General features: G+C 67.7%; 18 protein-coding genes and 1 pseudogene. 7 read left to right on the top strand and 12 right to left on the bottom strand.

Annotation, left to right across the window (positions count from 1 at the left end; genetic code table 11):
• Nucleotides 1-111: 111 nt before the first annotated feature.
• Entirely contained in the window at nucleotides 112-1,161 is a 1,050-nt protein-coding gene (locus FHX31_RS08605; RefSeq protein WP_176921739.1) for an HNH endonuclease, read from the top strand.
• 122 nt (nucleotides 1,162-1,283) lie between these two features.
• Here the strand turns inward: FHX31_RS08605 and FHX31_RS32570 are convergent, their stop codons facing one another.
• The 7 genes from FHX31_RS32570 to FHX31_RS32565 all read right to left on the bottom strand — a co-directional run bounded on the left by FHX31_RS32570 (nucleotide 1,284) and on the right by FHX31_RS32565 (nucleotide 8,568).
• Complete coding sequence (locus tag FHX31_RS32570) at nucleotides 1,284-2,321, bottom strand: tyrosine-type recombinase/integrase (protein ID WP_083395337.1); 1,038 nt, start codon at nucleotides 2,319-2,321, stop codon at nucleotides 1,284-1,286.
• Between the two features lie 688 nt (nucleotides 2,322-3,009).
• The gene (locus tag FHX31_RS08595; RefSeq protein WP_071098579.1) at nucleotides 3,010-3,477 is read right to left on the bottom strand and encodes a hypothetical protein; all 468 of its coding nucleotides are present in this window, start codon (nucleotides 3,475-3,477) and stop codon (nucleotides 3,010-3,012) included.
• Nucleotides 3,438-4,697 (bottom strand): nitric oxide synthase oxygenase, encoded by a 1,260-nt coding sequence (locus FHX31_RS08590; RefSeq protein ID WP_143025376.1) that lies wholly within the window; start codon nucleotides 4,695-4,697, stop codon nucleotides 3,438-3,440. The genes FHX31_RS08595 and FHX31_RS08590 overlap by 40 nt, the downstream gene beginning before the upstream one ends.
• A gap of 3 nt (nucleotides 4,698-4,700) precedes the next feature.
• On the bottom strand, nucleotides 4,701-5,930 hold the full coding sequence (locus FHX31_RS08585) for a tryptophan 2,3-dioxygenase family protein (RefSeq protein WP_071099058.1): 1,230 nt from the start codon (nucleotides 5,928-5,930) through the stop codon (nucleotides 4,701-4,703).
• A complete protein-coding gene (locus FHX31_RS08580; RefSeq protein WP_255368302.1) occupies nucleotides 5,927-7,084 on the bottom strand; it encodes an aminotransferase class V-fold PLP-dependent enzyme in 1,158 nt (385 codons plus the stop codon). The genes FHX31_RS08585 and FHX31_RS08580 overlap by 4 nt, the downstream gene beginning before the upstream one ends.
• Entirely contained in the window at nucleotides 7,081-7,803 is a 723-nt protein-coding gene (locus FHX31_RS08575) for a tryptophan 2,3-dioxygenase family protein (protein ID WP_083395335.1), read from the bottom strand. Before FHX31_RS08575 ends, FHX31_RS08580 begins: the two co-directional genes overlap by 4 nt.
• 87 nt (nucleotides 7,804-7,890) lie before the next feature.
• Nucleotides 7,891-8,568, bottom strand: a complete 678-nt coding sequence (locus FHX31_RS32565) for a hypothetical protein (RefSeq protein WP_255368301.1) — start codon at nucleotides 8,566-8,568, stop codon at nucleotides 7,891-7,893.
• Between the two features lie 325 nt (nucleotides 8,569-8,893).
• Between FHX31_RS32565 and FHX31_RS08565 the strand changes: the two genes are divergently transcribed.
• Nucleotides 8,894-10,132 carry an IS701 family transposase gene (locus FHX31_RS08565; protein WP_030275456.1) on the top strand — a complete coding sequence of 413 codons (1,239 nt, stop codon included), beginning with the start codon at nucleotides 8,894-8,896 and terminating at the stop codon, nucleotides 10,130-10,132.
• A 110-nt stretch (nucleotides 10,133-10,242) separates the two neighbouring features.
• Here FHX31_RS08565 and FHX31_RS08560 read toward each other — a convergent pair whose 3' ends face one another.
• Nucleotides 10,243-10,710 carry a hypothetical protein gene (locus tag FHX31_RS08560; RefSeq protein ID WP_143025375.1) on the bottom strand — a complete coding sequence of 156 codons (468 nt, stop codon included), beginning with the start codon at nucleotides 10,708-10,710 and terminating at the stop codon, nucleotides 10,243-10,245.
• 371 nt (nucleotides 10,711-11,081) lie between these two features.
• On the opposite strand from FHX31_RS08560, the gene FHX31_RS08555 reads away from it, so the two are divergent.
• Entirely contained in the window at nucleotides 11,082-11,690 is a 609-nt protein-coding gene (locus FHX31_RS08555) for a hypothetical protein (protein WP_071099053.1), read from the top strand.
• Nucleotides 11,691-12,219: 529 nt separating this feature from the next.
• Complete coding sequence (locus FHX31_RS08550; protein WP_184975700.1) at nucleotides 12,220-16,473, top strand: DEAD/DEAH box helicase; 4,254 nt, start codon at nucleotides 12,220-12,222, stop codon at nucleotides 16,471-16,473.
• 69 nt (nucleotides 16,474-16,542) lie between these two features.
• Here the strand turns inward: FHX31_RS08550 and FHX31_RS08545 are convergent, their stop codons facing one another.
• The gene (locus tag FHX31_RS08545; RefSeq protein WP_184975697.1) at nucleotides 16,543-16,917 is read right to left on the bottom strand and encodes a hypothetical protein; all 375 of its coding nucleotides are present in this window, start codon (nucleotides 16,915-16,917) and stop codon (nucleotides 16,543-16,545) included.
• Nucleotides 16,918-17,615: 698 nt separating this feature from the next.
• Between FHX31_RS08545 and FHX31_RS08540 the strand changes: the two genes are divergently transcribed.
• Nucleotides 17,616-17,813, top strand: coding sequence for a hypothetical protein (locus FHX31_RS08540; protein ID WP_071098572.1), 198 nt, complete (start codon nucleotides 17,616-17,618; stop codon nucleotides 17,811-17,813).
• 27 nt (nucleotides 17,814-17,840) lie between these two features.
• Nucleotides 17,841-18,127 (top strand): annotated as a pseudogene (locus tag FHX31_RS08535) (hypothetical protein).
• A gap of 762 nt (nucleotides 18,128-18,889) precedes the next feature.
• On the opposite strand, the gene FHX31_RS08530 reads toward FHX31_RS08535, so the two are convergent.
• Complete coding sequence (locus tag FHX31_RS08530; RefSeq protein ID WP_184975694.1) at nucleotides 18,890-19,723, bottom strand: SAM-dependent methyltransferase; 834 nt, start codon at nucleotides 19,721-19,723, stop codon at nucleotides 18,890-18,892.
• 88 nt (nucleotides 19,724-19,811) lie between these two features.
• Nucleotides 19,812-20,677, bottom strand: a protein-coding gene (locus tag FHX31_RS08525; RefSeq protein WP_013474031.1) for an IS5 family transposase whose coding sequence is annotated in 2 segments (ribosomal slippage) — nucleotides 19,812-20,344 and nucleotides 20,344-20,677 — 867 coding nt in all. Because the reading frame shifts where the segments join, the coding sequence is not laid out codon by codon here.
• A 168-nt stretch (nucleotides 20,678-20,845) separates the two neighbouring features.
• Between FHX31_RS08525 and FHX31_RS08520 the strand changes: the two genes are divergently transcribed.
• Complete coding sequence (locus tag FHX31_RS08520) at nucleotides 20,846-21,871, top strand: DUF6545 domain-containing protein (RefSeq protein ID WP_369830094.1); 1,026 nt, start codon at nucleotides 20,846-20,848, stop codon at nucleotides 21,869-21,871.
• Here the strand turns inward: FHX31_RS08520 and FHX31_RS08515 are convergent.
• Nucleotides 21,809-23,929 carry an EAL domain-containing protein gene (locus FHX31_RS08515; RefSeq protein WP_176921737.1) on the bottom strand — a complete coding sequence of 707 codons (2,121 nt, stop codon included), beginning with the start codon at nucleotides 23,927-23,929 and terminating at the stop codon, nucleotides 21,809-21,811. The two genes, FHX31_RS08520 and FHX31_RS08515, sit on opposite strands and share 63 nt — an antisense overlap.
• Between the last annotated feature and the right edge of the window lie 1,053 nt (nucleotides 23,930-24,982).

Raw genomic sequence — 24,982 nt, 5'->3', positions numbered from 1 at the left:
TGACGGTCTTGCCGCAGCCGTGGACCAGCTCCCGCTGCTTAGGGTTCGCGGCAGCGGGAGTGTCGTACCGGCCCGTTACAGTCAGGCCCGACCTTGAGGAGGTGGATCCGGTTGGCGAGCCGCGGAGCGATACCGGACCGCGAAGTCAAACGCCTCTATGCGGTCAGTGGAAACCTCTGCGCCTTCACCGGCTGTGAACAGCGGCTGTGCGAGCCGGGCGATTCGGGAGAGCCCGGAGTGGTCACCGGCGAGATGGCGCACATCGTCGCCGCGAGCAGGCAGGGACCGCGCGGGCGCGGGGTGCTCACCGACGACGAGCGGAACAGCGCCGAAAACCTGATCTTGCTGTGCGAACGGCACCACAAGATCGTCGACCGTAGGCCGCGCACCTACACGGTCGATGTGCTGACAGAAATGAAGCGCCGACACGAGGCGCCGTTCCTCGCCGCGCCAGCTGAAGCCACCGCAGCCCCCGTTGTGTCCGAGACGTTGCTGTCGAGCCTGCTGGTCGTCTCGGAGTTGCCGCAGCAGATCCGGTCAGCGCCGTACGTGGCCGCCAGCCCGAAGGAGGTGGCCGCCACGGTCCGCTGGGATGCCGACGAGGGCCCGGTCGCGTTTATCACCCGTGAGCGGCGCTTGTTTGCCTTCCACGATCTGCGGTCGGCGTCGGGTCCGTTCGCCCGCTCAGTCGACCGGGGCGCGGTTGAGTCACTAACAGCCCGGGACCTGTGCAGCACATCAGACGGGCAGCGCTGGTACGTGGAGCTGCTCAACCGGACGCTGTCATGGCATCTGCGCAGCCTCGGGATGCGGTTCGACCAGGGGCACAACCGGTACTACTTCACTCTGCGCGAGGATGGGTCGAGTCCGCGTATGGACTACCGGTCCAAAACCGGCCGGGCGATGTCCCGAGACGTGGTCCGCCCTAACGAGCGGAGCGCGCTCGAGGATCATCATGAGTGCCGACGGGCATGGCGGGGACCATGCCGGCGCTCGTTGCTCGCTGAGATCGCGGAGGTGGCCGGGCTGAGCGAGCCGTTCGGCGATGCTTTCGCCGGCCTGCGGCGGCGGCCGGCACGATCCGGGCCAGGTCGCGGTGGACCTGGCGGTGATGGGCGCCGATGGTGGTGGGGCGATCTCGGACCTGGCCGTGCTGAGTGACCACCAGGCAGGCCTTAACGAAGGGGTCCGGGTTAACCTGCCTTCAGGCACACAAATGCCGACCCTGATGCAAACAGAAGTCGATAAAGCCTCTGCCGGCGACTTACCGAAGCACCCGGGGCTTACTCCTCGGCAAGGAGCGGATGCGGCTCGCCCGAAAGCGCGGATAGCGCCCGAGCAACATCGTAGATATCTGCCTTGACGTAGGTACTTGTCACACCGGCGTCCGAACGACCGGTATGGCCGGCGTATGCTCTTGCGATGGCGTATCCAAAGTTCCGTTCAACCCAGGTCAACGTGGTATGCCGTAGCCAATGTGTCGATACCTGCTGGGCTTGGACCCAAGGGAGGCGACGCCCCAATCGCTGCCAGAGATGATCGTAGCGACGGCTCGTCAACGGAGCGCCCGACCGGTATCTGAGTAGTTGCGTATCGCCGCCGTTGTTCCCGCGCTCTTCGTAGTGCCGGACAAGCATACGCAGCATAGAAGGCGAGACGGGCTGCCAGCGAACTGTCCCGCCCTTCTCTGTGAGCCGAATGCAGCAGTTATCGAGGTCCAGGTCCGCCCGGTCCAGACCGAGCGCTCCACCCCGCCGGCAGGCTGTTTCGATGTGAAGCCGCAGAATCAGGGAGTCTAGGTGCGGATCATTTCCCGTACTCCCTGCGTGTTCCACAATCTGCGCAAGCTGACGTTCCGTCAGGGCGTGTCGATTACTCGGCAGCCTTCGGGGCTTCGCCACCCGTCGAGCTGGATCTTCCGCGTCGGCAATCAAGCCGTCGGCGACCGCGAATGCATAGAGGCAGCGAAGGGCGGAGACCGTGTGCTCAGCCGCTGATCGACCCCCGCGTGAGTTACTCCGCACGACCGCACTCGCGCGGATCTGCTCGACAAGCGCCGAGATTTCGGATGGTGTCGGGTCGTTCAGCTTGCGCTCGCCCCAGCACTGGTCGATTCGCTTCCAGTAGCTCTCATAAATCCGGCGGGAGCCTGGAGCAACGGCCACCGATACGCGCTGGATGTAGTCGCGAAAGGTCGGGACTTCCGGCGCTTCGCCGATTGCCGACGGTCCAGGTGACCTTTCGTTGGGGATCCGCGCAAGAATCGACCGCAGGGCGGCTACCTCTTGGTTGGTTAGTCCATTCGGCAACAGGCCGGTCATGTAACACCACCTGAGTCACTGCGAATGAAAGCTGCGAGCGCAGACTCCACAAGGTCCATGGTGCAAAGGATGACCGCTCCTTCCTTCCTCCGCGCCACCACCAAGAGTCGTTCACCGCCGCACAGGTCGGCCGAATGCCTGATAGGAGAGAGTACGCGGAGGTGGCCCTGTGCTGTCACCAGACAGGTCCCGTCCTCGCCGCGCTGGATTGTGATGAAGCCATCCCCTACTTTGCCGTTCAGCGAGTCGCCCGGGCTCCACCCCATTGCGCGAACCGGTGCTCGATCGGCAAGCCGCCCTCGCACGTCCATGACACTGAGACAGTATTGCCAATGGCCGCCATTCGCGGATCTACGTCTCCGAGGGGCCGGGAGACCGATGGCTGCCAGCAATGATGTTGGTGCCTTGGCCGGTCGCCTCGCGCCCTCGTCACCTCCGGATGCCGCATTCGCAAAAGCCATTGCTCCGACTCCCCGCACATCTAGTTCATAGAATCTGGTTCTCGGCGACCTCAACCCCAAACTTGCCGCTTCCGAGAAGATCACATCCGCTAGGCATCCTAGGATGTAGGTGGCCTGCTCGGGAGCCGAGCTCTCAGGTCTCATCGCATCGATGCAACGCGTTCCAATTGGCGACTACTAGCGGTACGGGAGCTTGGGGCCCGCGCAACCGCAGGCCCCAAGCTCGATCACCAGTCGCCGACGGCCCTGAATCCGTAGTACCTGCCCATGTCGATGCGGACCCAGACGTAGAACCTGGTGCCGTCCTTGACGTTGGTGGCCAGGTTGCGCCACTGGCCGACGGGCACGTAGGTCCAGTTGTTGCAGGTGGCACGTCCGTAGAAGTTGACGCAGGCGTAGAAGGGGCCGAAGTCCACGCCGTCGCCGGTGTTGCGGACCTGGATATCGCGGCACTGGCTGGTGGTGCGGTAGTAGCTGGGGTACTTGGGGTAGCTGATGACTTCGACGCCGTCGTACTGCATGAAGTAGTCGGCGGCCCCGAATTTCGCGCTGTACGGTGCGGCGCGGCAGCCGGCGGCCTGGGCGGGCCCGCCGGAGACACCGACGAACTCGGCGGTGACGGCCGTCAGGGTGACGGCCGCCGAAGCCAGACGGGTCAGTCGCCGATGTGCCTTGGCGGGTGTGCGTGTGGACACGTGTCCTCCCTTGCGTAGTTGGGTGTGGCGGCAGCGGCCGGGGGGACGTCGGCGCGCTGACGCAGTGAGGGTTCGTGGCCGGGCCTGGGGTGGCCGGCGGTGAGGGCGAGGCAGTACGGGTCCGGAAGAAGGGCCGGGGTGGGTTGGCCGGTGTTGTAGTAGCGACTCCAGGAGGGGTCCTGAGGAGTCATCGGGTAGGAGTTGAGCCAGCTCCAGTCACCGACCACGACGCGGCCGGCTGCTTCCTCGTGTTGCACGAAGCGGGCGAAGGCCCGGCTTTCGCGGTGGTGGTCGGTGATGGACACGGCCGCCGCTTCGAAGCTGTGCAGCACGGCTTCGTGCAGGGTGAGCAGGGCTTTGTCGGCGCGCAGCCGGTCGCGGTCGTCGAGGCCCAGGCCGGCGATGATGGCGGGGAGTTGGTGGTAGCGGTGTTCGTCGGCGAGGTCGCGGGTGGCGATCTCGGAAGCCATGAAGGTGCCGCTGAACGGAGCAGGGAACTGCAGGCCACCGAAGTGGAGCACCATGTTGCTGATGACGGGTACGGCGGGCCAGCGCAGTCCGAGGTCAGCGATCCACGGATGATCGGGGTGGTGGATCGGCACTTCGAGGATGTGCGCCGGCTCGGCCGGTAGCAGGTGCAGTCTCCCGTCGTTGGTGGCGGCGATCCAGGGCAGGATGTCGAACAGGCCACGCCGAGTGGGTCCTGACCAGCCGAGGTAGGTGGCCAGGTGGGTCAAGGCCACGTTGGTGGGGTCACCGAGGACGCCGTCTCTGCTCTGCCAGGCCGCGTAGCGGGCCAACTGCGGGCTGATGATGCGCACCGGGGGCGGGCCGGTGTGTGTGGCGGGTGGGAGGACGGTGATGACGGAGCGGATCCGTCCGCCGTTGGTGGCTTCGTCGAGGTGAGCGGCCAGTTCTCGCCGCACCTCTTGCAGGGTGGTGATGTGGCGGCGGTCGCGGACGATGAGGCTGGGCCAGCGCAGCCGGCCGATGCAGCGGCCGGAGTTGCGCCAGGCCACCCGCGCCGCGTAGGCCAGCTCGTCGTAGGTCGGCCGCCACGTCCCGTTCGCGCGGATCTCGGCGCGCACCTCTCGCCAGCGGCGCGCGAGGCCGGGCATCCCTAACTCGTTGTGCCGTTGGCGGAGGAAGGCGTGGGCTTGGGCTGGCAGCTGATCGTGGGGCATGCCCGCCCGTCGGCGCACGGTCGATGGCGCAGTCATCGGTCACCGCTCCTCAGGATCGTGGGCGTCGCTGTTGCGGAAGACCTTTTGGTCGCGGCCGTGGAGGAGGTAAGGCGTTCCCGGCGTGGCGCCGGTGCCTGGTCGTTCGGTGCCGAGCATTCGCACGGCGAGGCGGTAGTGGGTGCGCCGCCATTGGCGCACGGCGGCGGCGAACTGCCGCATCCCGTCGGCCAGAATGGGCGTTTGCGCGAGAGCTCGATGGTCGGCGCGGACGGCGTCCAGGGCTTCGTCGAGACTGCGCTGTCCATTGATGACGCGGGCGTACACGTCGGGCACGGACAGGTACGCCACTGAGTGCAGACGCTGCGGGTCGGGAGTGCGGCACAGCGATTCGACCAGCTTGTAGGCGCGGGACTGGATGGCGCTTGCCCCGTCGGTGTAGACGCGGAAGGCGTGGAACGCCTCCGGTTGCATGGTGGCCAGCAGCGACCACAGCGGTGCGGTCTCGCGCAGGAGCGAGGCCGCGAAGGACAGGCGCGTGCCGGCCGCGGGCAGACGGTCTTCGTCCACGGCGGTGATGGCTGCGGTGAGGTCCACGGCGAGCAGGGCGAGGGTGGACTCAAAGGCTTGCAGGACCCGGATAAACAGGTACTCGTCGTGGACGCGCTCGACCGGCAGCATGGTGGTCCGCAGCATCAGCCGGTCAGCTGCGGTGCGATCGATTGCGGTCAGCGCGGCCAGGCGGCGGGCCAGCGCCATCGGATCGCCGGCGGCAGGGATGTCGAAGCTGAGCCGGCGCAGTGCGGGAGCAGCGGCGCGTACCGCGTGTCGCGCCCGTTTCCTCACCACCATCGCGTCGGGACGCATCTGGGGCAGCGGCGCCCCGGTGCTGTCGAGGGCGCGCAGCTCGAAGGAGATGAGGTCGGTCAGGAGCAAGGTGTGCAGGTGGTCGCGGCGGGCCAGCAGCTGGTCTGCCGGTTCGGCGTTGCTCTCCGCGTCAGGTAACGGTAGGAGGGGCAGGGCGAGGTATGTGCGGTAGTCGTACCTGCCGTCGACCTTGTCGAGGGCGACGGCCAGGAAGTCGGCCAGGTATGCGCGCGGTCCTGACACCTCGGGCAGGCGCTCACGGGCGGAGCGCAGCGGCGTGGTCCATGCCTCGGGGATGAAGTGCTTGCCGTAGTAGAGGTAGGCGTCGACGACAGTGTCGTAAGGAAAGCGGTGTGTGGTGGGTCGTCGGTGGGCCAGCCAGCGGTGCAGCGGCTCGGGATTCATCGGGCCGCTCCAGGGCGGGTGCGGCTGCGGCACCGGTACGCGGCGATCGCCTCGCATACGGCGTCGATGTCCTCGTTCGTGGTGTAGGCGTGCATGGCCAAGCGCAGGACACCGCTACGGGGCGCGGTGATGACACCGCGGTGTCCGAGCCAGGCGGCCATCGCCTCCGCGTGTAGCTCGATGAGCGCCAGGTGTGCGCCTTGCGCATCGACGTCGGCGGCCAGACGCACGACCTCGCCCTGGGCGGCCAGCCGCTGCGCGGTCATGGCGATGAGCCGCTGGGTGTGGCGGCGTACCTGCCGCAGGTCGAGGTCACCGATCAGGGACAGGCCGGCGACAGCGGCGTAGACGGCGGCTGCGGCGGGGGTGCCGGTCTCGTAGCGCCGGGCGTGCGGCGGCGAGTCCAGGACGGTGGTGCGGAAGGCATGGGGGTCCGTGCGGCCGAGCCAGCCGGTGAGCGCCGGCGGCCGACCGCCAGGATGCCGGACGTAGAGGAACGCCAAGCCGGGCAGCCCGAGCAGATACTTGCCGGTGCCGGTGACGAGGTAGTCGCAGCGCAGGGCGTCGACGTCGAGGGGAATGACGCCGGCGGCCTGGTAGGCGTCGACGAATACGGCAGCACCGGTCTCGTGCGCGGCATCGGCGATACGTGCGATGTCGAGGCGGATGGCGTCGCGGTAGGTGACGGCGGGCACCGACACCAGCGCGGTACGGGGTGTGATCGCCGACAGGTAGTCGCCGGTGTGCACCGTCCCGCCGGGAGTGCCACACCAGCGCACCTGCGCACCGGGTTGGGCCATCCAGATATGAGCGATCCCCGGGAACTCGGCGGGGGTGGTGAGGATTTCCCGGCGTCGTCGCCACCGGCGGCCGGCCGCCACCTGGTGCGCGGCAACGCTGGCGTTGGGCAGGATCGCGACCTTGTCGGCGTCGGCGCCGATGAGCCGGGCGAACAGCTGGCGGGCCTGGGCGACCTGCTCCTCGCATGCTTGCCAGAAGCCTGGCCGAGAGAGGTCGTTGAGCATCCGGGCAACGGCCTGTTCCAGATCGAGGGTGCGGGGGGCGATGCTGCACGCCGCCAGATGGGCGCTGCCGGATGGCGTGGCCAACCGCTGCCGGAGCAACGCGGGTCGGGCCAGTGCCGCGGCGGTCACGGCTGCACCTGCCGGGGACAGGCCACGCGCGAGAACGCTTCGGTGAGTTCGCTGCGGGCTTCCCACAGGGTCGGAAACCGGCGGTGGGCGATGAGCTTGGTGAGGCTGTCAACCGGGGTACGGCCCGTGCCGAGCACGCCTTGACCGATGACACGGGTGGCGACGCTGTAGTGCTCGGTGCGCCACAGCGCGATCCGCTCGTCCAGCTCCACCAGCGCCTCGGCGAGCCGGTACAGCGGGTCCGACGGCTGTCCCCTGTACAGGTCGACGGGGGTGAGGCGCAGCGAGGACAGCAGCCGGGCGAACGCGATGTCCAGCTCCGTGGTCGCTTCGCGGAGAAGCCGCCACCCGGGGCTCTCGAACCCTGAACCGTTGCCGAGCGCGGTCCGGATGACGGCGAACTGCGCCGGTGGCAGTGACCGCAGGATGCGCAGGTGCTCGGTGATGAGCCTCAGCGCTTCCGCAGCCCGATGGAGGAGGAGTTCCGCCGCGGACGGTTGATCTGCGGCCATGTGCGCGAGGGCCCTGGCGAGATGTGAGCGGGTGAGCTTGAGCCACAGTTCACTGCTCTGGTGCACGACTTGGAACAACAGTTCGTCAGGGTGTACCCACTCCCCCGGTCCCTTCTGCAAGGACAGCAGGTCGTCTATGCGCATGTAGCGGGCGTAGTCGGTGTCGCCCGCTCCCGGTAACACAGCGGGTAGAGGTGTTGTGGGCACAGGAAATCTCCAAGGACGGTCGGACCGATGGGCAGGCGAGGCGTTGTCGGGATCGGCGTTCCGGTGGATCGCGTCGCGGCGGCCTGATCAGGTGCGCAGGGCGGCCAGAGTTGAGGTCGCTACGGCCACCAGCCGGGCGGGCAGGTCGCCGGGCAGCGCAGCCCCGAGGCGCAGCGGCGCGGCCGCGATTGTCAGGTACAGGTTCGCGTCGTAGGTGGCCAAGTTGAAGCCGGTCGACTCGTCTGTGTAGGTGTAGGCGGCGCCGCCGACGCCGGTCAGATCGTTGACCGGGCCAGCGTCCTGCTGCGCCTGCCGGATGCCCTCATACATCAGGCGAGCCGAGTCAGGCTCCACGATGTCGACGTGCACCGTCATCACGACACCGTTGGGTAGGCGCCCCACCGTGGCGGTGCACGCCAGGTTGGCGGTGCTGCCGCTCGTTCGGGAGCTCTCCTGCCGGCTCCCTACCAGCCCGATGATGTCGGCGACGGAGCGCAGGTCCAGCTTGCTGCATAGCGCGTCAATCGGGCGATAGAGGGTCGCGGTCGAGGGTGGCGCGGCTGGCGTCGTCGAGGCGCCCGCTATGGCGGTGGAGGTCGCGCCGGGAACAGGCGAAGACTTAGCGGCGCCGGTGCAGCCGGACGCTGCCAGCGCCACGGCGGCGAGGCCCCACATTGCGATCGCCGCGCGAAGCATCAAGCCGTAGGGAATCGCCCGTCGACGACTAGGCGACTGACAGCCGAAGGGAAGTGGCAGCAAAGCCATTTGACGCACCTATCCGGGGGCGCGAGCTAGCAGCACGCGCGGATGATGTCGCGGGCTCCGGGCGTAGACCTGCTCCCCCGTTGTGAGGTCTGCGCCAACAACGCGATCAATTCAGCACACGCCCAACCGGAGTGTCTACGTTTCCGGCCACTACTAGTACTCCAGCCGGGGATGTTGACCTTGGCTGAGCTGGGGCTTGGTGTGGTGTGTGAACGGGTGCAGCCACCGTCGATCATGGGCGGTTGTGTGGACTGACCATGACGCGGCGGTGGCTGCGGGATACAGGGTAGACGCTCAGCGGTGGCGGGTGTTGTTCGACGGCCTGATGCTGACGGTCGGGGGACGTTTCCGCAGGCCCGAGCCTCGCCGTCGGGTGCGTGACTTCGTCCGGGGCCTGCTGGCGCCGTTACCGTCGAAGAACTGCTGGACGATCGCCGAGCACGCCGGTGACAGCGGCCCGGACGGGATGCAGGACCTGTTGACCCGGGTGCGCTGGGACGACGCCGCCGTTCGTGTCGATGTCCGCGAGTTCGTCGCCCAGCACCTCGGTGATACCGAGGCGGTGCTGGTCATCGACGAGACGGGGGACCTGAAGAAGGGCCGGCACACCGTCGGTGTCCAGCGGCAGTACTCAGGCACGGCCGGGAAGATCGAGAACTGCCAGCTCGCCGTGCACCTCGTCTACGCCACCGACACCGCTCACGCGATGCTCGACGCGGCCCTCTACCTGCCGAAATCCTGGTGCGACGACCCCGAACGCCGGACACGGGCCGGTGTCCCCGAGCAGGTGCGGTTCGCCACGAAACCGCAGCTGGCGTCCCGGATGATCACCACCGCGGTCACCGCCGGGCTGCCGTGCGGGTGGGTGGCCGGCGACGAGGCCTACGGCAACGATCCACGCCTGGCCGCCCGGCTACGTCAGCTGCGCCTGGGCTACGTCCTGGCCGTGGCCCGCTCCCACCAGGTCACCACCAGCCTCGGCGTCCACCGCGTCGACGCCCTGGCCACCGGTCTTCCCACCACCGCCTGGCAGCGCATCTCCGCCGGCCGAGGCGCGAAAGGCCACCGCTGGTACGACTGGTCCTACACCGCCCTACCGCACGCCACCGACGCACACGGCGGACACCACTGGCTCCTGACCCGCCGCAACCGCCGCACCGGTGAACTGGCCTTCTACCGCTGCTGGTCACCGCAACCCGTCCCACTCCACCGCCTGGTCACGGTCGCCGGCCGCCGCTGGAAAATCGAAGAATCGTTCCAGGCCGCGAAGACCGGACTCGGCCTCGACCAGCACCAACACCGCCGCTGGACGTCATGGCACCGCTGGACCACCCTGGTGATCCTCGCCCACGCATTCCTCGCCGCCGCGACCGCCAACCACCACCATCAACCGGCCGGGCTGATCCGACTGACCGTCAACGAACTACGCCACCTGTTCCACGTCCTGATCATCGAACCCACCCGCCGCCGAGCGGACCCACTGCTCTGGTCCATCCGCCGACGACGCCACCAAGCCCAAGCCATGACCAGCCACTACACCCGACAAGCCCTCACCGAGCCGTGATCACAATCCCCGGCTGGAGTACTAGTCGGTTTCACCAGTCCAGTCACCACATTATGCAGGCACGGTTGACCTGGGATTATGTCCGCCAGAAGGTAATCCTCCGGCGCGCATCACGCTGGTAGCTGACACAGCAAGAAGCTACGTTTCTTCCTCACAGCACGGCGGAGCATCGCACCTTCCGTCAAGGCCGAGTTCAACACTTCGAGGGGGAGGAAATTACTCGTGCATTTCGGATCGATTCGCACCTGGAATGTCCTGGCAATATCGGCAGCCAGCGCAGCTGTCGGCCTGATGGTCGCAGCCTCACCCACACTCGCCGATGCCACTCCTGCTCCGGACGCGTCGGCGACGAGGGCCGCGACCGCGGAGGCGACCAGCACCGACATGAGCCCGCCCGCGCCGGATCCCACCGCGACGCCGGAGCCCGATCCCACCGACCCGGGGCCGGATCCGGAACCCACCACACCTCCGGGCCCTGAGCCCTCCACGCCACCGCTCCCTGAACCGAGCAAATCACCGACGGCCCGGCCTCCGCTCAAGCCCTCGCGGCCGTCCAGCAGCGTCTCGAACACGTCCACGCCGACGTCCGACGCCGCGGTTGTCGCTGGCGGCGCCGATCAAGGACCAGGGTTGCCCGTGACCGGGGTGCGCGTCGCCTCGATCACGGCGGTCGGATCCGGCGCGGTCCTCATCGGCGCAGGTCTGGTCCTTGCCGGCCGTCGACGCAAGATCGGCTAACGCCACGACACAAATAGGGAGGGCAACTGTGACGAGGCAGGGCCCGGACCAGGCGATCTGGCCGACCGGCCACGACGACGTGCCGGCGAGGGCGCCTGGCCGGGCGCCTGCCGTCACTCCCGTACGTCCTGCAGGCGGCGTCTCCACTCCAGCCCACGCCGCCAGCCCGCACAGTCATCGACCAAGGACCAGCCGCGCCCGGCTGGTGGCCATGATCCTCGCGGTGCTCCTTGCCGGTGCCGGGCTCGGCACCGGTTTCGCGAGCTGGTGTGCACCCACATCCTCGGAGAGCCCAAGGGACCGCCCCACAGGCGATGCCGAAGGTCCGTTCGCCGAGCGTCAGGCCAGCGTCAATCGCAGCCACATCCCGACGAAGCAGCTCGCCGACTTCGCCGCGCCCTGGCTCGCCCGCATGAGCGACTGCACCGGCGATACCCAAAGCGGAGGACCTGAGCGCGGCGACGGCGAGCAGACGCGTACCCGATGCACCGCCGGGATCGTCACCGTCTACTGGATCTCATATCGCAGCATTGCCGATCGGGATACAGCCCACGCTCGATACGCAGCCCAGGCGGAGCAGTCACAACATCTGGCTCCCGGCATGCTGCAACCCACCCCAACGCTCGCCGAACACCCTCCGCAGCTTCACGTCGAGTACGCCTACCGAGTGCCCGCCGGAGAGCACGCCGGACAGACGGTGGCCGCACTGTGGTGGAGCGATCCCGCGCAGCCTGTCGCCGGGATCCTGACCGCCTACTGGGAGGAAGGTCTCGGCTCCTCCTGGGCGCCCCTGCGCGACCTGTGGCGTCACACTTCCTGAACCTCTCGATGACCGCGTGGTCCCTCGGGTGGCTATGGCGGACGAGATGGGCTCCACCGGGACGGCCATAACAGGCCCCGGCACGGGCCTGTCCGCGGCTGCCTCGCCGAGAGTCAAGTAGCGGTGCGTGAGGGCCAAGGCTGCTGGTGCTGCGCGTGGCAGTGCGCGGATCTGCCGAGAACAGTGCACCCGATCACGCCGAAGATCGGTGCACTCGAACGTATTCAATCGGCCTCGGCAATCTGACCGAGCGGATATGTGTTGCAGCGGGACTAGCCGGCTGAATCGAGGCTTCTGCGGACTGCGATTGATTACTCGAGGTCTTCCTGGTGGGCGTCTGGTCGGGCTGCAGCCCTGGGGGTGAATGCTGTCTCGCCCACGCGGGATAGCACCAGCCATGCCCGTGCTCGGCGCACCCGCACCGTACTTTGGATCCTTCGCCCGCCGCGATCGGCCATGTCCGAGCGGTTGCAGCGCGTGCAACTGTAGTCGCCCAGAGGTTGTCATACCCTCGTGTCACCCTGCCGTCGTGACAGTCAGTACAACGGCGTCGTGTAGTACAACGGTGACAGGGCCGCCTACGCCGTGTTCGCCCGGCTACCTCGCTCGGCTCCTCGCCGAGATCGGTACCGGAAGCAAAGCTGCGCGGGGACGCCAATTCGAGGCGTTGGTCCGGTACTGGCTCCGGGCGGACCCGGTGTGGGGTCCCCAGGTCGACCACGTATGGCCGTGGCCTGATTGGCCCGGCGCCACCGGCCCCGACATCGGTATCGATCTTGTCGTCCAATCGGTTGGCGGAGGACTCTGGGCGGTGCAATGCAAGGGGTACGCCGCTGGCACCACGGTCACCAAGTCCGACGTCGATTCCTTCCTTGCGGCCTCCGCGACAGGGCAGTTCGAACGCCGACTGCTGGTCATGTCGACCGATCGGCTGGCGCCGAATGCCCGCCGTGTCATCCGGGACCAGGCGGCCCCGGTGACGGTGATTGGCCGGGCAGGTCTCGAGGAGTCGGCGGCAACTTGGCCCGCCAGCATTGCCGCGCTGGCCGACGCGCAGCCAACGATATCCATGCGATTGGCGCGCCGAGCCCTGCGGGACCATCAGGTCGACGCGGTCGACGCGATGGTGGCGGAACTGGATGCGCAGCTGTCTGCCGCCGATGAGGCTCGCGCGTCGCTGGTGATGGCGTGCGGCACCGGCAAGACGCTGACGTGTCACGGCATCGCCGAGCGCGTCGGCGCCCGCCGGATGCTGGTGCTGTTGCCAAGCCTGTCGCTGCTTGCTCAGACGCTGCGAGAGTGGTCAGCTCAGGCCGGCCCCACGGGAGGCCTTCGGGCGGTGGCCGTCTGCGGCGACCCGACGGTGGCCAGGGCCGACAATGACGAACTGCATGTATCGCCAGCCGACCTTCCTGTCCCGGTGCTCACCAACGTGGTCGAGCTGCGGAAACACCTCGCCGAGGGTCTGGATGATCAACGACCTCTTGCGGTTTTCTCCACGTACCATTCCAGTCCGGTGATCGCCGAGGCCATGGCCGACAGTGCTACCGAAGCGTTCGACCTCGTGGTGGCCGACGAGGCGCATTATGTTGCCGGCCGTTGTTCCGCCGCGTTCGCCACCGTACTGGATAGCCGGCGGATCCGGACTCGCCGCCGGGTGTTCGCGACGGCGACGCCGCGAGTGGTGCCGGCCCACCTCTCCCGCAGTGCCGCGGAGCTGGACGCCGTCACCTCCAGCATGGACGACCGGGCAGTGTTCGGCCCGGTCGCACATCGGCTCACTTTCGGTGAGGCCATCGGGCTCGGTCTGCTGGCCGACTACGAGGTTCTGGTTCTCGGCGTCACCGCTCCGGAGGTGGCCGCCCACGACCGCGCCCGCGGCGGTGCAGCTCATCCGGCGGTCGAGCGGGCGATCGTCGGCGCCGCAGGTGAACCCGTCGACGGCGCCACGTTCGCCGCCGTGGTGGCGATCGGCCGGGCGATGCGGGAGAAGGGAGTTCGCACCGCGCTCAGCTTCCACTCCCGGGTCAGCCGGGCCCGTACGTTCGCCGCGCTCGTCAACGACCTTCCAGCGGTCGCCCCGGCCGCCGACCCGGGTCCGATCCAGGCCGCCCACATCTGCGGCACGATGCCGACCAGCCAGCGCAACGGCCTGCTGCGGACATTGGGCGCTACCGGGCAGACCGGTGGACCCGCCAGGACCTTGCTCGCGAACGCCCGGTGCCTCACGACCGGCGTTGACCTGCCGGACCTAGACGCGGTCCTATTCGCCGACCCACGGCGATCAGCCGTCGACATCGTGCAGGCGGTTGGCCGGGCGCTGCGCCTCGGAACACGGGGTACCAAGAGCCTGATCATTCTTCCTGTCGTGCTTCAGCCGGCCGACGACCCGGACACTGCGCTGACCAGCAGCGCGTTCGACAGCGTCTGGCAGGTGCTGGCCGCACTGCGAGATCACGATGAGACGTTCGCCGAGCAACTCGACAAACTGCGCGTCGACCTTGGCGCTGGCGCTGGCATCCGCCCATCGGCGCTGGACAAGCTCGTCCTCGATCTGCCCACGCTCAACGGCGTGGAACTGGCGGACCGGCTCCGGGTGCGAATTGTCGAGACTACGACAAGCAGCTTCCTCTACGGATTCGGGAAGTTGCAGCGCTACGTGCGCGAGAACGGCACCGCGCTCGTGTACGGCGACCACGTCACTAGCGACGGATTCGCCCTTGGCAGGTGGGTGGTGAAGCGGCGGACCGAGCGGAAGCAGGGCCGGCTGTCCAAGGCTCGGGCGGTGCGACTTGAGAATCTGCCGGGATGGGTTTGGGATCGGCACGACACGGCGTTCACCATCGGTTTCGACGCACTTCAGCAGTACGTCCAGCAGAACGGTCATGCCAGTCCGCCGCAGGCGCATGTCACCGCTTCCGGAGTGAGATTGGGCGGATGGGTCAGTACGCGCAGAGGCGAGTACCGGAAGGGACTTCTCTCGGCACACCGGGTGACGCAGTTGGAGCAGCTGCCGGGATGGGTGTGGGAGGTGGAGGACACCAGTTTCCCGGACGGGCTAGCCGCCCTGTGGGAGTACGCCACCGAAAACGGGCATGCCCTCGTACCAAAGGACCACGTCACCGCAGACGGACTTGCGTTGGGCGCCTGGGTCACCCGTCGGCGGGTCGAGCACAACCGTGGGCTACTGGCCGCAGACCGTACGGCGCAACTGGAGGTCGTGCCCGGGTGGAGCTGGCACAGCCGTATGGCGGCGTTTCACAGGGGCCTGGTCGAGCTTGAAGTCTACGTCGCACGCGAAGGCCACGCCCTGGTGCCTCGCGACCATGTGACGGCGAGCGGGTTCGGCCTTGGTGCCTGGGTGATTAAGCGCCGGGCGGACCATCGGGCCGGCCGGCTTGCCGCCAACCGCGCCGCACGGCTTGCGGCGTTGCCCAGGTGGAGTTGGGAGACCCGGGAATCCAAGTTCGATGCCGGGCTGGCCTGCCTACGCCGATACGTCGACGAGATGGGAGCCGCACAGGTTCCGGGCACCTACCGGACTGCGGACGGCTTCCGGCTGGGCGCCTGGGTGGGACGCTGCCGGGCGGACTACCGGGCCGGTCGGTTGGCGGCCCACCGAGCCGCGGCGCTAGAGTCCTTGCCCGGTTGGATCTGGCAACCTCACGAGAGCGCCTTCGCAGAAGGGCTGGCTGTACTGCGCACGTATGTAGCGCAGGCGGGCGACGCTTACGTTCCCAAGGATCACGTATCCGAGGAAGGATTCCGGCTCGGTGGCTGGGTGGAAGCGTGCCGGAGCAACCGGCGGGCGGGTCAGCTGCGACCGGACCGGATAGCCGAACTCGAGGCGCTGCCCGGCTGGACATGGGATACCCACAAGACTCGCTTCGACCGCGCGTTCGACGCCCTGCAGAGCTACGTCGCGGAAACCGGCACCGCGGCGGTGCCGTCGTCTCACACAACCGCCAACGGCATCCAGCTAGGTTTCTGGGCGGCGAACCGCCGGGCTGAGTATCGACGTGGCACGCTGTCGCCGCACCGGCGTGAACTGCTCGAAGCCCTGCCGGGGTGGAGCTGGGACCCGATCGCCGACGGCTTCGCGCAGGGCTTGGCGGCGCTTCGCGCATATGTCACCGGCAGCGGTGACGCCTGCGTGCCCCATCGGTACGTCACCGCTGACGGTTTCTGGCTGGGCGGCTGGGTCAACAAACGCCGCGGGGACCGCCGCCGCAGCCGCCTGCCAGAAGAGTGCGCTGCGGAACTCGAGGCATTGCCAGGGTGGTCGTGGAACCCGCAGGATGAGCGCTTCACTCGGGGCATCACCGCGTTGACCGGTTACGTGGCGGTACACGGTCACGCCCGGGTCGCCGTCTCGCATGTCACCGATGACGGCTTTCCGCTCGGCCGCTGGGCGGCGAAACGCCGCGATGAGTACCGGGCCGGGAAGATAACCGACGAACGGGTCGCCTTGCTTGCTGCATTGCCAGGGTGGTCGTGGGACCCGCAGGATGAGCACTTCACTCGGGGCATCACCGCGTTGACCGGTTACGTGGCGGTACACGGTCACGCCCGGGTCGCCGTCTCGCATGTCACCGATGACGGCTTTCCGCTCGGCCGCTGGGCGGCGAAACGCCGCGATGAGTACCGGGCCGGGAAGATAACCAACGAGCGGGCCGCCTTGCTTGCTGCACTGCCAGGGTGGAGCTGGAACGTCACCGCCGGCAAACCCACCCCAGTCGCCGGCACGCGCCCGGCGGCCGACGACTCGTCTCTACCCGTCTGAACAAACAGCCTGGTGCAAAGCGGGAACCGGGCTCCGAACCGCCGCGACGTGCCGATGCTTGCAGTACTTTCACGTCCGCTGAACAGGTGTGCCGTCGCCCTGCCAGCAGTCGCGCTTGCGGATGCCGTCGAGCTGGACCCGGAGATCTGCGCCAGCCAGCGATGGCGTTGCTTGCAGCATCAGCTGGTCACTGGCACCCACCTGCGCCTGCGTGGACGGCGCGGCCGCGCTGCCCAGCTCCGTCAGGTCGCCATCATCGACGATCCGTGACCCCAGCACCAGTTTTATCTGCTGGTCACGGAGTTGTTCGGCCGCGTCGGCTACGCGAAGGCGCTGTTGCACCTCGGTCCAGCTCATAATGGGCTTGTCCGCCTCGACCGCGGTACCCGCAACGTGTGTCACGTCAGCTGGCTCAACCTGTACTGCGACCGGCTCGACCTCCACGGACGCAGCGGGCTCAACGGCAGCTCTTGCTCGTCTAGACTTCCAATCCGCCACGGTCTGGTTACCCCACGCCCAGGCCTTCGGGCCCCTGTCTCAAAAACCCAATCCACGGCCTTCGTCGCAGCGAGGACAAGGGCGTCGGCCAAGGCATCGACGGCGGGGTTATCGCCGCGCTGCAACGGCCGCTGGGCGGCAGCGCGCTGGCGGTGCTCCGGCGGTTCTCCAGGACGCTCAGCCAGGTCCTCTTCCGTCGGCAGCGTGATCGTCATCTCCCCGGCTTTGCGTGAACTGCCCGGTAGATGTGTTGCTGGGCTGTAGCTGCCCGGCTTCTTCCGCGAGTCGAACGGTTCTTGCCCGTCCTCCCACTCCGCCACCACAAGCCTTCTCGGCACCGCTGTCCCCCTGCCCCAGCCGTCCCCACACCGCACCGCAGGCGAAGCCCTCAAAAAGCCTATCCGCCCGGCCGGGCCACTATGTTCGCAGGCCCTGTCACGGCCCGCCGTCGGTGCACACGACGGCGGCAGCTCTGCCTGCCAGTCGTCCGGCTGCTTATGTTCCACTGCCGCGCAACTCCGGGCGCAGGGCCTGCTCTCCGAACCGGGGTTCCGCCGGCAAGCGCCTCCTGACCTGCGGGGGTTACCCAAGGTCGGCGACGAATCCGTCGCCGCTTGTCGCTGGGCTGCGTACCGTCGGGTGGCATGAGGGTGCTGCTGCGCGGCGGACCTGGCGACGGCCAGGTGGTGTCTGCCGTCGGGCGGGCTGTCGTGTGGCGGGCCTGCCTGTACGAGGCGACGCCCGACTTCGCCCAGCGGCAGGGGTGCGATCTGCGGGTCTACCGGCACCGCCCCGACTGCTGCGAGGCGCGCGGCCGGGGTGCCGAGGATCGCTGCGAATGACCCGTTCGCGGGGAGGCCACACAACACTTGTTCGAACATGCGTACGATCATGTTGTGGATGAGGTAGCACGGAGATGGTGGAACGGAACGTGGGGTCGCCTCGCGCGCCGCGACGTCTGGCTCATCCGACAGACCCACTGGAAGGTGGTTGCCCGAGCTGGCGACAGCGAGACGGGCAACGTGCTGCGCTGGGAGTTCGACTCCCCGGAGGAAGCCCTGGAAATGGTCGACCGCCTCCTGCGCGCACCGTCGCCGGGCACATGGCGCGAGCAGACCGCCGGCCGCCAGCAAGATGGCACCGCGCAGTGGGGTGAGTCGTCCCGGTGATGGGCAGCCGTGTTGGGAAGCGCACCCAACACCGGAAGTCGCCGGCAGTCGATCTTGGCAGCTTCCCGCTCGGGCCTCCGCCGTGGCTGAGTTGGGCAGCTTCTACGTTGCCAGCCGCGGTGCCCCACCGGCATCCACTCGCGCGAGGTCGTGAACCGCTTGGTACGCCTGCTCCGCGCTCACGATGACCCGGCGGCCTGCGCCGGGGACCGGCAGGGCCACGTGGTGACAGCTTCCACACCAGGTCCCTGAACGCCACACCCACATCGCCCGCTCCGTCACCGCCCGCGATCCCTGAGCACGGTGCCGGCGGACAGCCGCGAGCAGCCCAGCCGCGCCGCCCACAGCGGTGAGAATCGCCGCTGCGAACATGCCCGCAGCGGAGTCCTGCGCGGAGGGCGGTGGTGCGGCCAGCAGCCCGTAGCTGAGGAAGACCACGATTCCCGCACATGCTGCTGCTACTGCCGCTGGCCGCGACGCCGAACGGGAGTGCGCAGGGGGGCCGTAGTTGCACAGCCAGAAGGCTCGACGACGCCATGGCACTGCGGCTGCGTACGGCAAGCATTCCCCCTGCCAATGTCGTGGTGGACGTACGCGCCACTCGCGCCCCCGTTGCGCGCACCGCAGGCAGAGCGCGCGTTCCAGCGGCGCCGCAGTGCGGGCAGGTCGCTCCGGTTGCCATAGCCGCGAGTATCGCGAGCGCCTACGACATCCGGCTCCCGATCTCGCGCCCGTCTTGGTCTCAGCGGTCAGTTGGTGGCCACGGCACCCCGCATCGGTGAACGCGCCGGCGTCGCGGCGTAGGGGTCCGGCTCGCTCAACTCGGGTCGCCATTCGCCGAGCGGCACGAGGCCTGGCGCCATGAGCGTGTAGTCGCCGAAGAGCGCGGTGAGCTGCGCGTCGGTGCGGAGGGTGATCTCGGTTGCCGCTTGAGTGCGAAACACACTCTTCGCCGTTGACACGCTCGACTCTTCATATGTGTCCGTAACAGCCGCCGCACTCAGGTGCGAGAGCACCATCGCGCTGCCGGGGACAAGCCGGTCGCGGATTGGTGCCACGACTTCATCGACCCGATCGTCGGGCACCTGCTGCAACACCGCGCAGTAGAGCAGCGCGGTGGGCTGGTCGAGGTCGATCACGCTGGCGAGGTCACCCTCGTGGAGGGCATCGATAACAAGGTCGGGGCGGGTGAAATCGCCTTCGATGGCCCGGCAGCCCGGGATGCCCATCAGAAGCTCGTTGGACGCGACAACCGCGACGGGGTCGATGTCCACGTACAGCACTCTGCTGGTGGGGTCGACCGCCTGGGCGATCTCGTGCACGTTGCCCTGGGTGGGGATGCCGGAGCCGAGGTCGAGGAACTGTCGAATGCCCGCTTCGGCCAGCACTCGGACCGCGCGCCGCAGAAACAGGCGGTTGGACCAGGCGATGTCGGCCGCGTCGGGAACAGCCTGCAAGAGCTGTCGTGCGGCTTCGCGGTCTGCGGGGAAGTTCTGATCGCCGCCAAGGAGGTAGTCATATATTCGTGCGACGATGGCGCGGCCACCACCGGCGCTGCGTGCATCCTTGTACGTTTCGACCACTGTTTCTCTCCCCGTCCCTGCGCACCTGTGATGCCACGCCGTTAGCGCCGTCCGTTGTGGAGGCGGAGCCTAGGGCCTGTCCTGTCGATCATGGAAGCCAGATGATGGCGGCGATGAGGATCAGGCTGGCTCGGTAGAGGGATGCGCGTTTGGCGTAGCGGGTGGCCAGGTCACGCCATTGCTTGAGTCGGTTGAAGCAGCGTTCCACGACGTTGCGTTTGCGGTAGGTCGCCTTGTCGAAGGCGGGTGGTCGCCCGCCGGTGCTGCCCTTGGCGGCGCGGCGGGCGATCTGGTCGCTGCGTTCGGGGATGACGTGCCGGATCCCGCGTTGGCGCAGGGCTCGACGGGTGGAGTCATGGGCGTAGCCCTTGTCCGCGATCAGCACGTCCGGACGTTTGCGGGGCCGGCCCGGTCCGGGCTGGTTGACGCGGATCGCGTCGAGCAGGGCGAGGAGCTGGGGGTTGTCGCCGGCCTGGCCCGGGGTGAGCAGGATCGACAACGGCCGGCCGCGTCCGTCGACTGCGAGGTGGATTTTCGTGCTCAGTCCTCCGCGTGATCGGCCGATGGCCTCGCCATCTTGCGCACCAGGCGTCGCCGGACTTGTCGGGGAGCCCCCTTTTTGCGGGCGCCAGCGGCATGCTGATGCGCCCGCACGATCGACGAGTCGATGCTGATCGTCCACTGCACCGGTGTGCCGTCGTCGTGCACCTGCGCCGCCGCGAGGATCCGATCCCATGTCCCGTCGGCGCTCCACCGACGCAGCCGCTCATGGCAGGTCTTCCACGGCCCGAAACGTTCGGGCAGGTCACGCCACGGCGCACCCGTGCGCAGCTTCCACAAAATCCCGTTGATGACCTGCCGGTGATCTCGCCACCGCCCACGAGCACCGCCCGGCTCCGGTAGCAGCGGCGCGATCACCGCCCACGCCTCATCGGTCAACTCACCACGACGCACCACCGACACATCGTCAACGACCAACCCCTACAAGATCGGCAGGACACGCCCTAGTCGAACAGGCTCATCTCGATGGGGCCCTCATGATCAGGGGGCCTGCAGGTAACCCGTTCGGGCGTTACACTCTGACCTTTGGCCCGGCACTGATCGTAGTGTCAGGAGGTGTGGATGCTCTGGGCTCGGGCGCGTCTCGCACGACGTCTGCGCAAGGCTGGCGTGCCGCCGCCGCCCGCTCCGTACACGGTGGACGCCTGGTGTGAGGCCATCGGGCGTGTTCGGGGCCGCCCCCTACACATACGCGGTGAACGACTGGGAGCCGAGCATCCGCCCGGTCTACTCGTTCGGCTCGACGGAGCCGACTACATCATCATCGACGCAGCGCTGCCCACGCTCGGACGGGCGCAGACGGTTCTACACGAGGTCGCACATCTGGTCCTCGATCACGACGGCGATGCCCTACACGCAGACGTCGATGCTGCGCTAGAGGCTGAAGCCGAGTTGGCCGCTGACCTGCTGTACCAGCAGATGGCCCAGGCCGCCGGCAGCACCGCCGAACCTTGTACGCGGCAGGTAGCAGCTCTCTCGAGGGTGCCGTGGAGGCTCTGGTCATCGCGGAGATGGACGGACCTTCGTGCGGACTGGCACGTCACCCAGTTGTGGATGACGCTGCGGGCGGGTATGCCTGACGCAAAGATCATCAGCACCAGCACGGGTGAACAGCTCCCAGTAGAGGTAGGTGGTAGACACCACCGCCATCGACGGGTAATCGAGGTCCACGACGCGTTGCGGCTGCTGAGACCGTGGTGCAGTGGACAGGTTCACGACAGCGCGGAGCGGCGAGCCCTGCGATACCGGCTCGATTCTGCTGCTGTAGCTGCAGTCGCCGAAGCAGCGACGGTAGCGGTCGCGCTGCGTCGACGTCAGGCCGCGCTGCCGCTCGCTGACGATTCGCCCTTCGTCGCCGCGCCCTTGGACGTGACTGACGTGCGCGCTGAGGCCCGCCGCCTGGCCAGGATGTCTCGCGCTCTGCATGACTCGCCCCTCGTCGCCGCCGAGGTGGACTGCTGGGTGCCGGTGATCGCGTCCGCCGATACCAGCGAGGCCTCTCCCCCTGCGACGTTGGCGCGTGGTCTACCCGTCATGCCGCTGCCGGACAGCGCGACGCGGCCTGGTCGTCCAGCGCGTGCGGTGTAAGCGCACGATCTGCGCCCCGTCGTGCAAGGCCGTCGGCTGCCACAGCGAGGCGTGATTCCGAACTTGACTCGGGAACATCTCGCCCCCGAACAATGGCCCACCGCCGAGTGCGCAGCCGAGCCTCGCCAACTCGTGCCGCTCCTCTTCGACGGTTATCCCGGGCGCGATGACCGCGAGGTCCAGGTCGATGGCGAGGTCGGCTGCCGCGCGGATGACAGCCTGCGCCGGCCGCCACCCGGCGTCGAGTGCGTAGGCCGGGTCGAGCCGGAGGAAGCTCCAAGTGGCGGCGTTGAGCGCCTGAATGCTGCCCTGAATGCTGCCGTAGTTGCCCAGCAACAGCCGCACCCCGTACTGCCGGAGCAGGTCGGTCACGTCGCGGCTGGGCAGGCCACTAGGTTGCGCCAGCTCCAGCACCAGAGATGATCCCGCCACAGCGTGGTTGCGCAGGAGATCACGGAGCCCGTCGACGAATCTGGGCGTGAGGGCGCGCGCGGGCACTGGCACCACCAGCGCAGCGTGCGGCAGCGCTTCCCGCCAGGTCACCGCGGCGGACAGGGATCGCGTGATCACCTTGCGTGCGAGGGCTTCCAGGCCATCCTGATTCATCACGAGCTGGTAGATGTACTCGTCGGCGACGAGCACATCGTGCCGTGAGTAGAGGATTCGCGGCACGGACTGCATCATCACAATCCTGCCGGTGGTGAGGTCGACAATCGGCTCGTACGCGATCGACATCCGTGCGTCGACCAGGTCCCGATCCAGGGCACGGCCGTGTGCGGGACCAGTCTGATATGACACCAACCGGTCTTGCTCCCGGCGAATGGCCCGCCACATCACCTGTTCTGCGGCGTCGAGCAGCTCCGCGACATCGGCGGCGGCGCCAGATGTCATTCCTGCGCTCGCCCGGACGTTGAGCATGCCCTGGTCGGTGGTGACCGGGCGGCGTAGTGCCGCGACGGTCCAGTACGCCCGCTGGTACGCGGCGTCCTGCGGCACGTCCCACAGGATGAGGGCGAACTCGGCATCGCCGATACGTCCAACGACGGAGCCCGAATCCCCCGGGGCATGGCACAGCCTTCCGGCGAGTTCGTTCAGCAGCGTCAGTGCCGCATCCCTGCCGATCTGGTCCGCGAGAAAGTCGTAGTTCTCTAGGCGAACCGCGACCACATGGCACGTCCCGGTGGCGATCTCGGCGACGCGGGACAGCAGCGTTCTGCGATTAAGCAGGCCGGTGTCCGGATCCTGGGTGGCTGCCACCTCATGCCGGCGCGCTTCCTGCGCCAGCAGGGCGTACGCGTGCGCGTTGTCAAGACTCGTTGCCAGGGTGGCAGTGAATGTTCGTAGGGTGACACGCTCTCGCGCTGACAGTTCGTCGCCGGCCCCGCCGAAATACAACCGCACCACACCGTGCAGCCCGGTCGCGTAGTCCCCGAACTCGGACCGCACCGTTGGCCGCGACTCGACGATGTCGGGAGCATCGGAGGCCGGCCCGTCAAACACCACCCGAGCGTCGCCAGCGTCGCCACCAGCACGCACTAGCCGCTTGCCGCCATCGACCTCGATGTCTGCGGCCCGAGCACCGAACAGCCTTACCGCTCCGGCGGCGGCGGTGCGAAGAACGAACTCGAGATCCCGGGCGGACAATGCGTCGCTCAGCACCGCCAGGTCCTCCCAAGCACGCCGCTCCTCGCGGATCCGAAGTCGATAAGTCAACGCGAGGTGCACGATAAGCATCACCGCCGGCAGCGCTATCAGCGCTCGCAGGTCAAGCCCAGTAACGACCGCAACGATGCCTGCAGTGACGGTTTCTCCGACGGCAACGATCAGGCGGGTCCGCCATAGGTGGCGCAGGACCGCCAGAAAGGGCCTTCTGGTCGCCAATGTGACCGTGGTCATCGTGACCAGCTCTTCCAGAGCCAGCACCGCCAGCGCCGCGATAGGGAAAGCGACCACCTGCCGGAGCAGGCCCGGGCTGCCGAGAGCATGCTCAGTGAAGCCGGGCTGGGCGCCGAAGGTATACATCACCGACCCCGCCGCTGCCGCGGTGACGACATCCATACTGCTGTTGTGGAGCACTTTGTGTAGGCCGGACGACCGGGAACGGCTCATTACGAGTCGCGCCACAGTAACCCCGACCGCCGTGCACAGGACGACCCACGGAACCGGCAGAGCCGAGGCACAGACCAGACACGCCGTAGGAGTCAAGGTGATCCGGATCGGAACCCGTTGTGGAAGCGGCGCTGAGCAAATCGCGCCGACCGCCATGAGCGCTGCGCCCATCAAGAGGTAGACGGAATAGTAAGGCGCCGGCCGCCCCGCGTGTTTAACAGCCCACACAAGGCACGCCAGCGCCGAAACGAAAACGATGGATGTCAACAGGCCCAGCGCCCATTTTCCACGCTGGATCGGCATCAATCAATCCCCCGTGATCATCAGCCCCAGCCCTTCCAAGTAGATCGTCCACAGTAGCAGGTATGCGACGGGTGCTCAGCCCCATTCGACGCCCTTACGCATTGCAGCACCCCCCTTTCTCCGCTGTATCGACACCAGTCGGAACGTATGACCGCGCAAGGGTGTCTTTCAACACCAAAGAGTCGTTTTGGTCATCCATTGCGCACTGAGACGCTGCAGCGTGACAGAACGTAGGTGAGTCGCAGTAAGGGATTAACCGCGAGTGCCGAAGGCTTCGGTAAACTCCATTACGCACAAAGCTCGAGCAACGGAGTGCGATGCAATGACCGCCACCTGCAACCACTTTCCGGACAGTTACGGTCGCGGGCGCTGGGCCCTGACCTGGCGGCTAACCAGGTGAACCGGAACCGGAGTAGCAGTTCGTGCGGACGGTGACATGGCCGAACCGGCCGACACACGGCGTCGGCGGACAAGGCCGTCAGCGAGCGCTGCCTGTTCCGGCTCGACTGGCTAGCTGAGCTGCCCGAGATGGTGCGGCACAACGAGTCGGCGGCTAGCTGCCCGGTCGGGCGGCTCGGCTAGCGGCGAGGGCGGAGATCCGTTCGTCGAGCTGCCTACCCTGCCTGCCGTCGCCGAGTATGGGCCGGACGTTCCGCCACAATCTCGCTCGGCCCGGTGCGCTGGCCCAGAAGTGCATCG

Source organism: Micromonospora sp. CNZ286, assembly GCF_014207755.1.
This window is presented reverse-complemented; position numbering and strand designations above follow the sequence as displayed.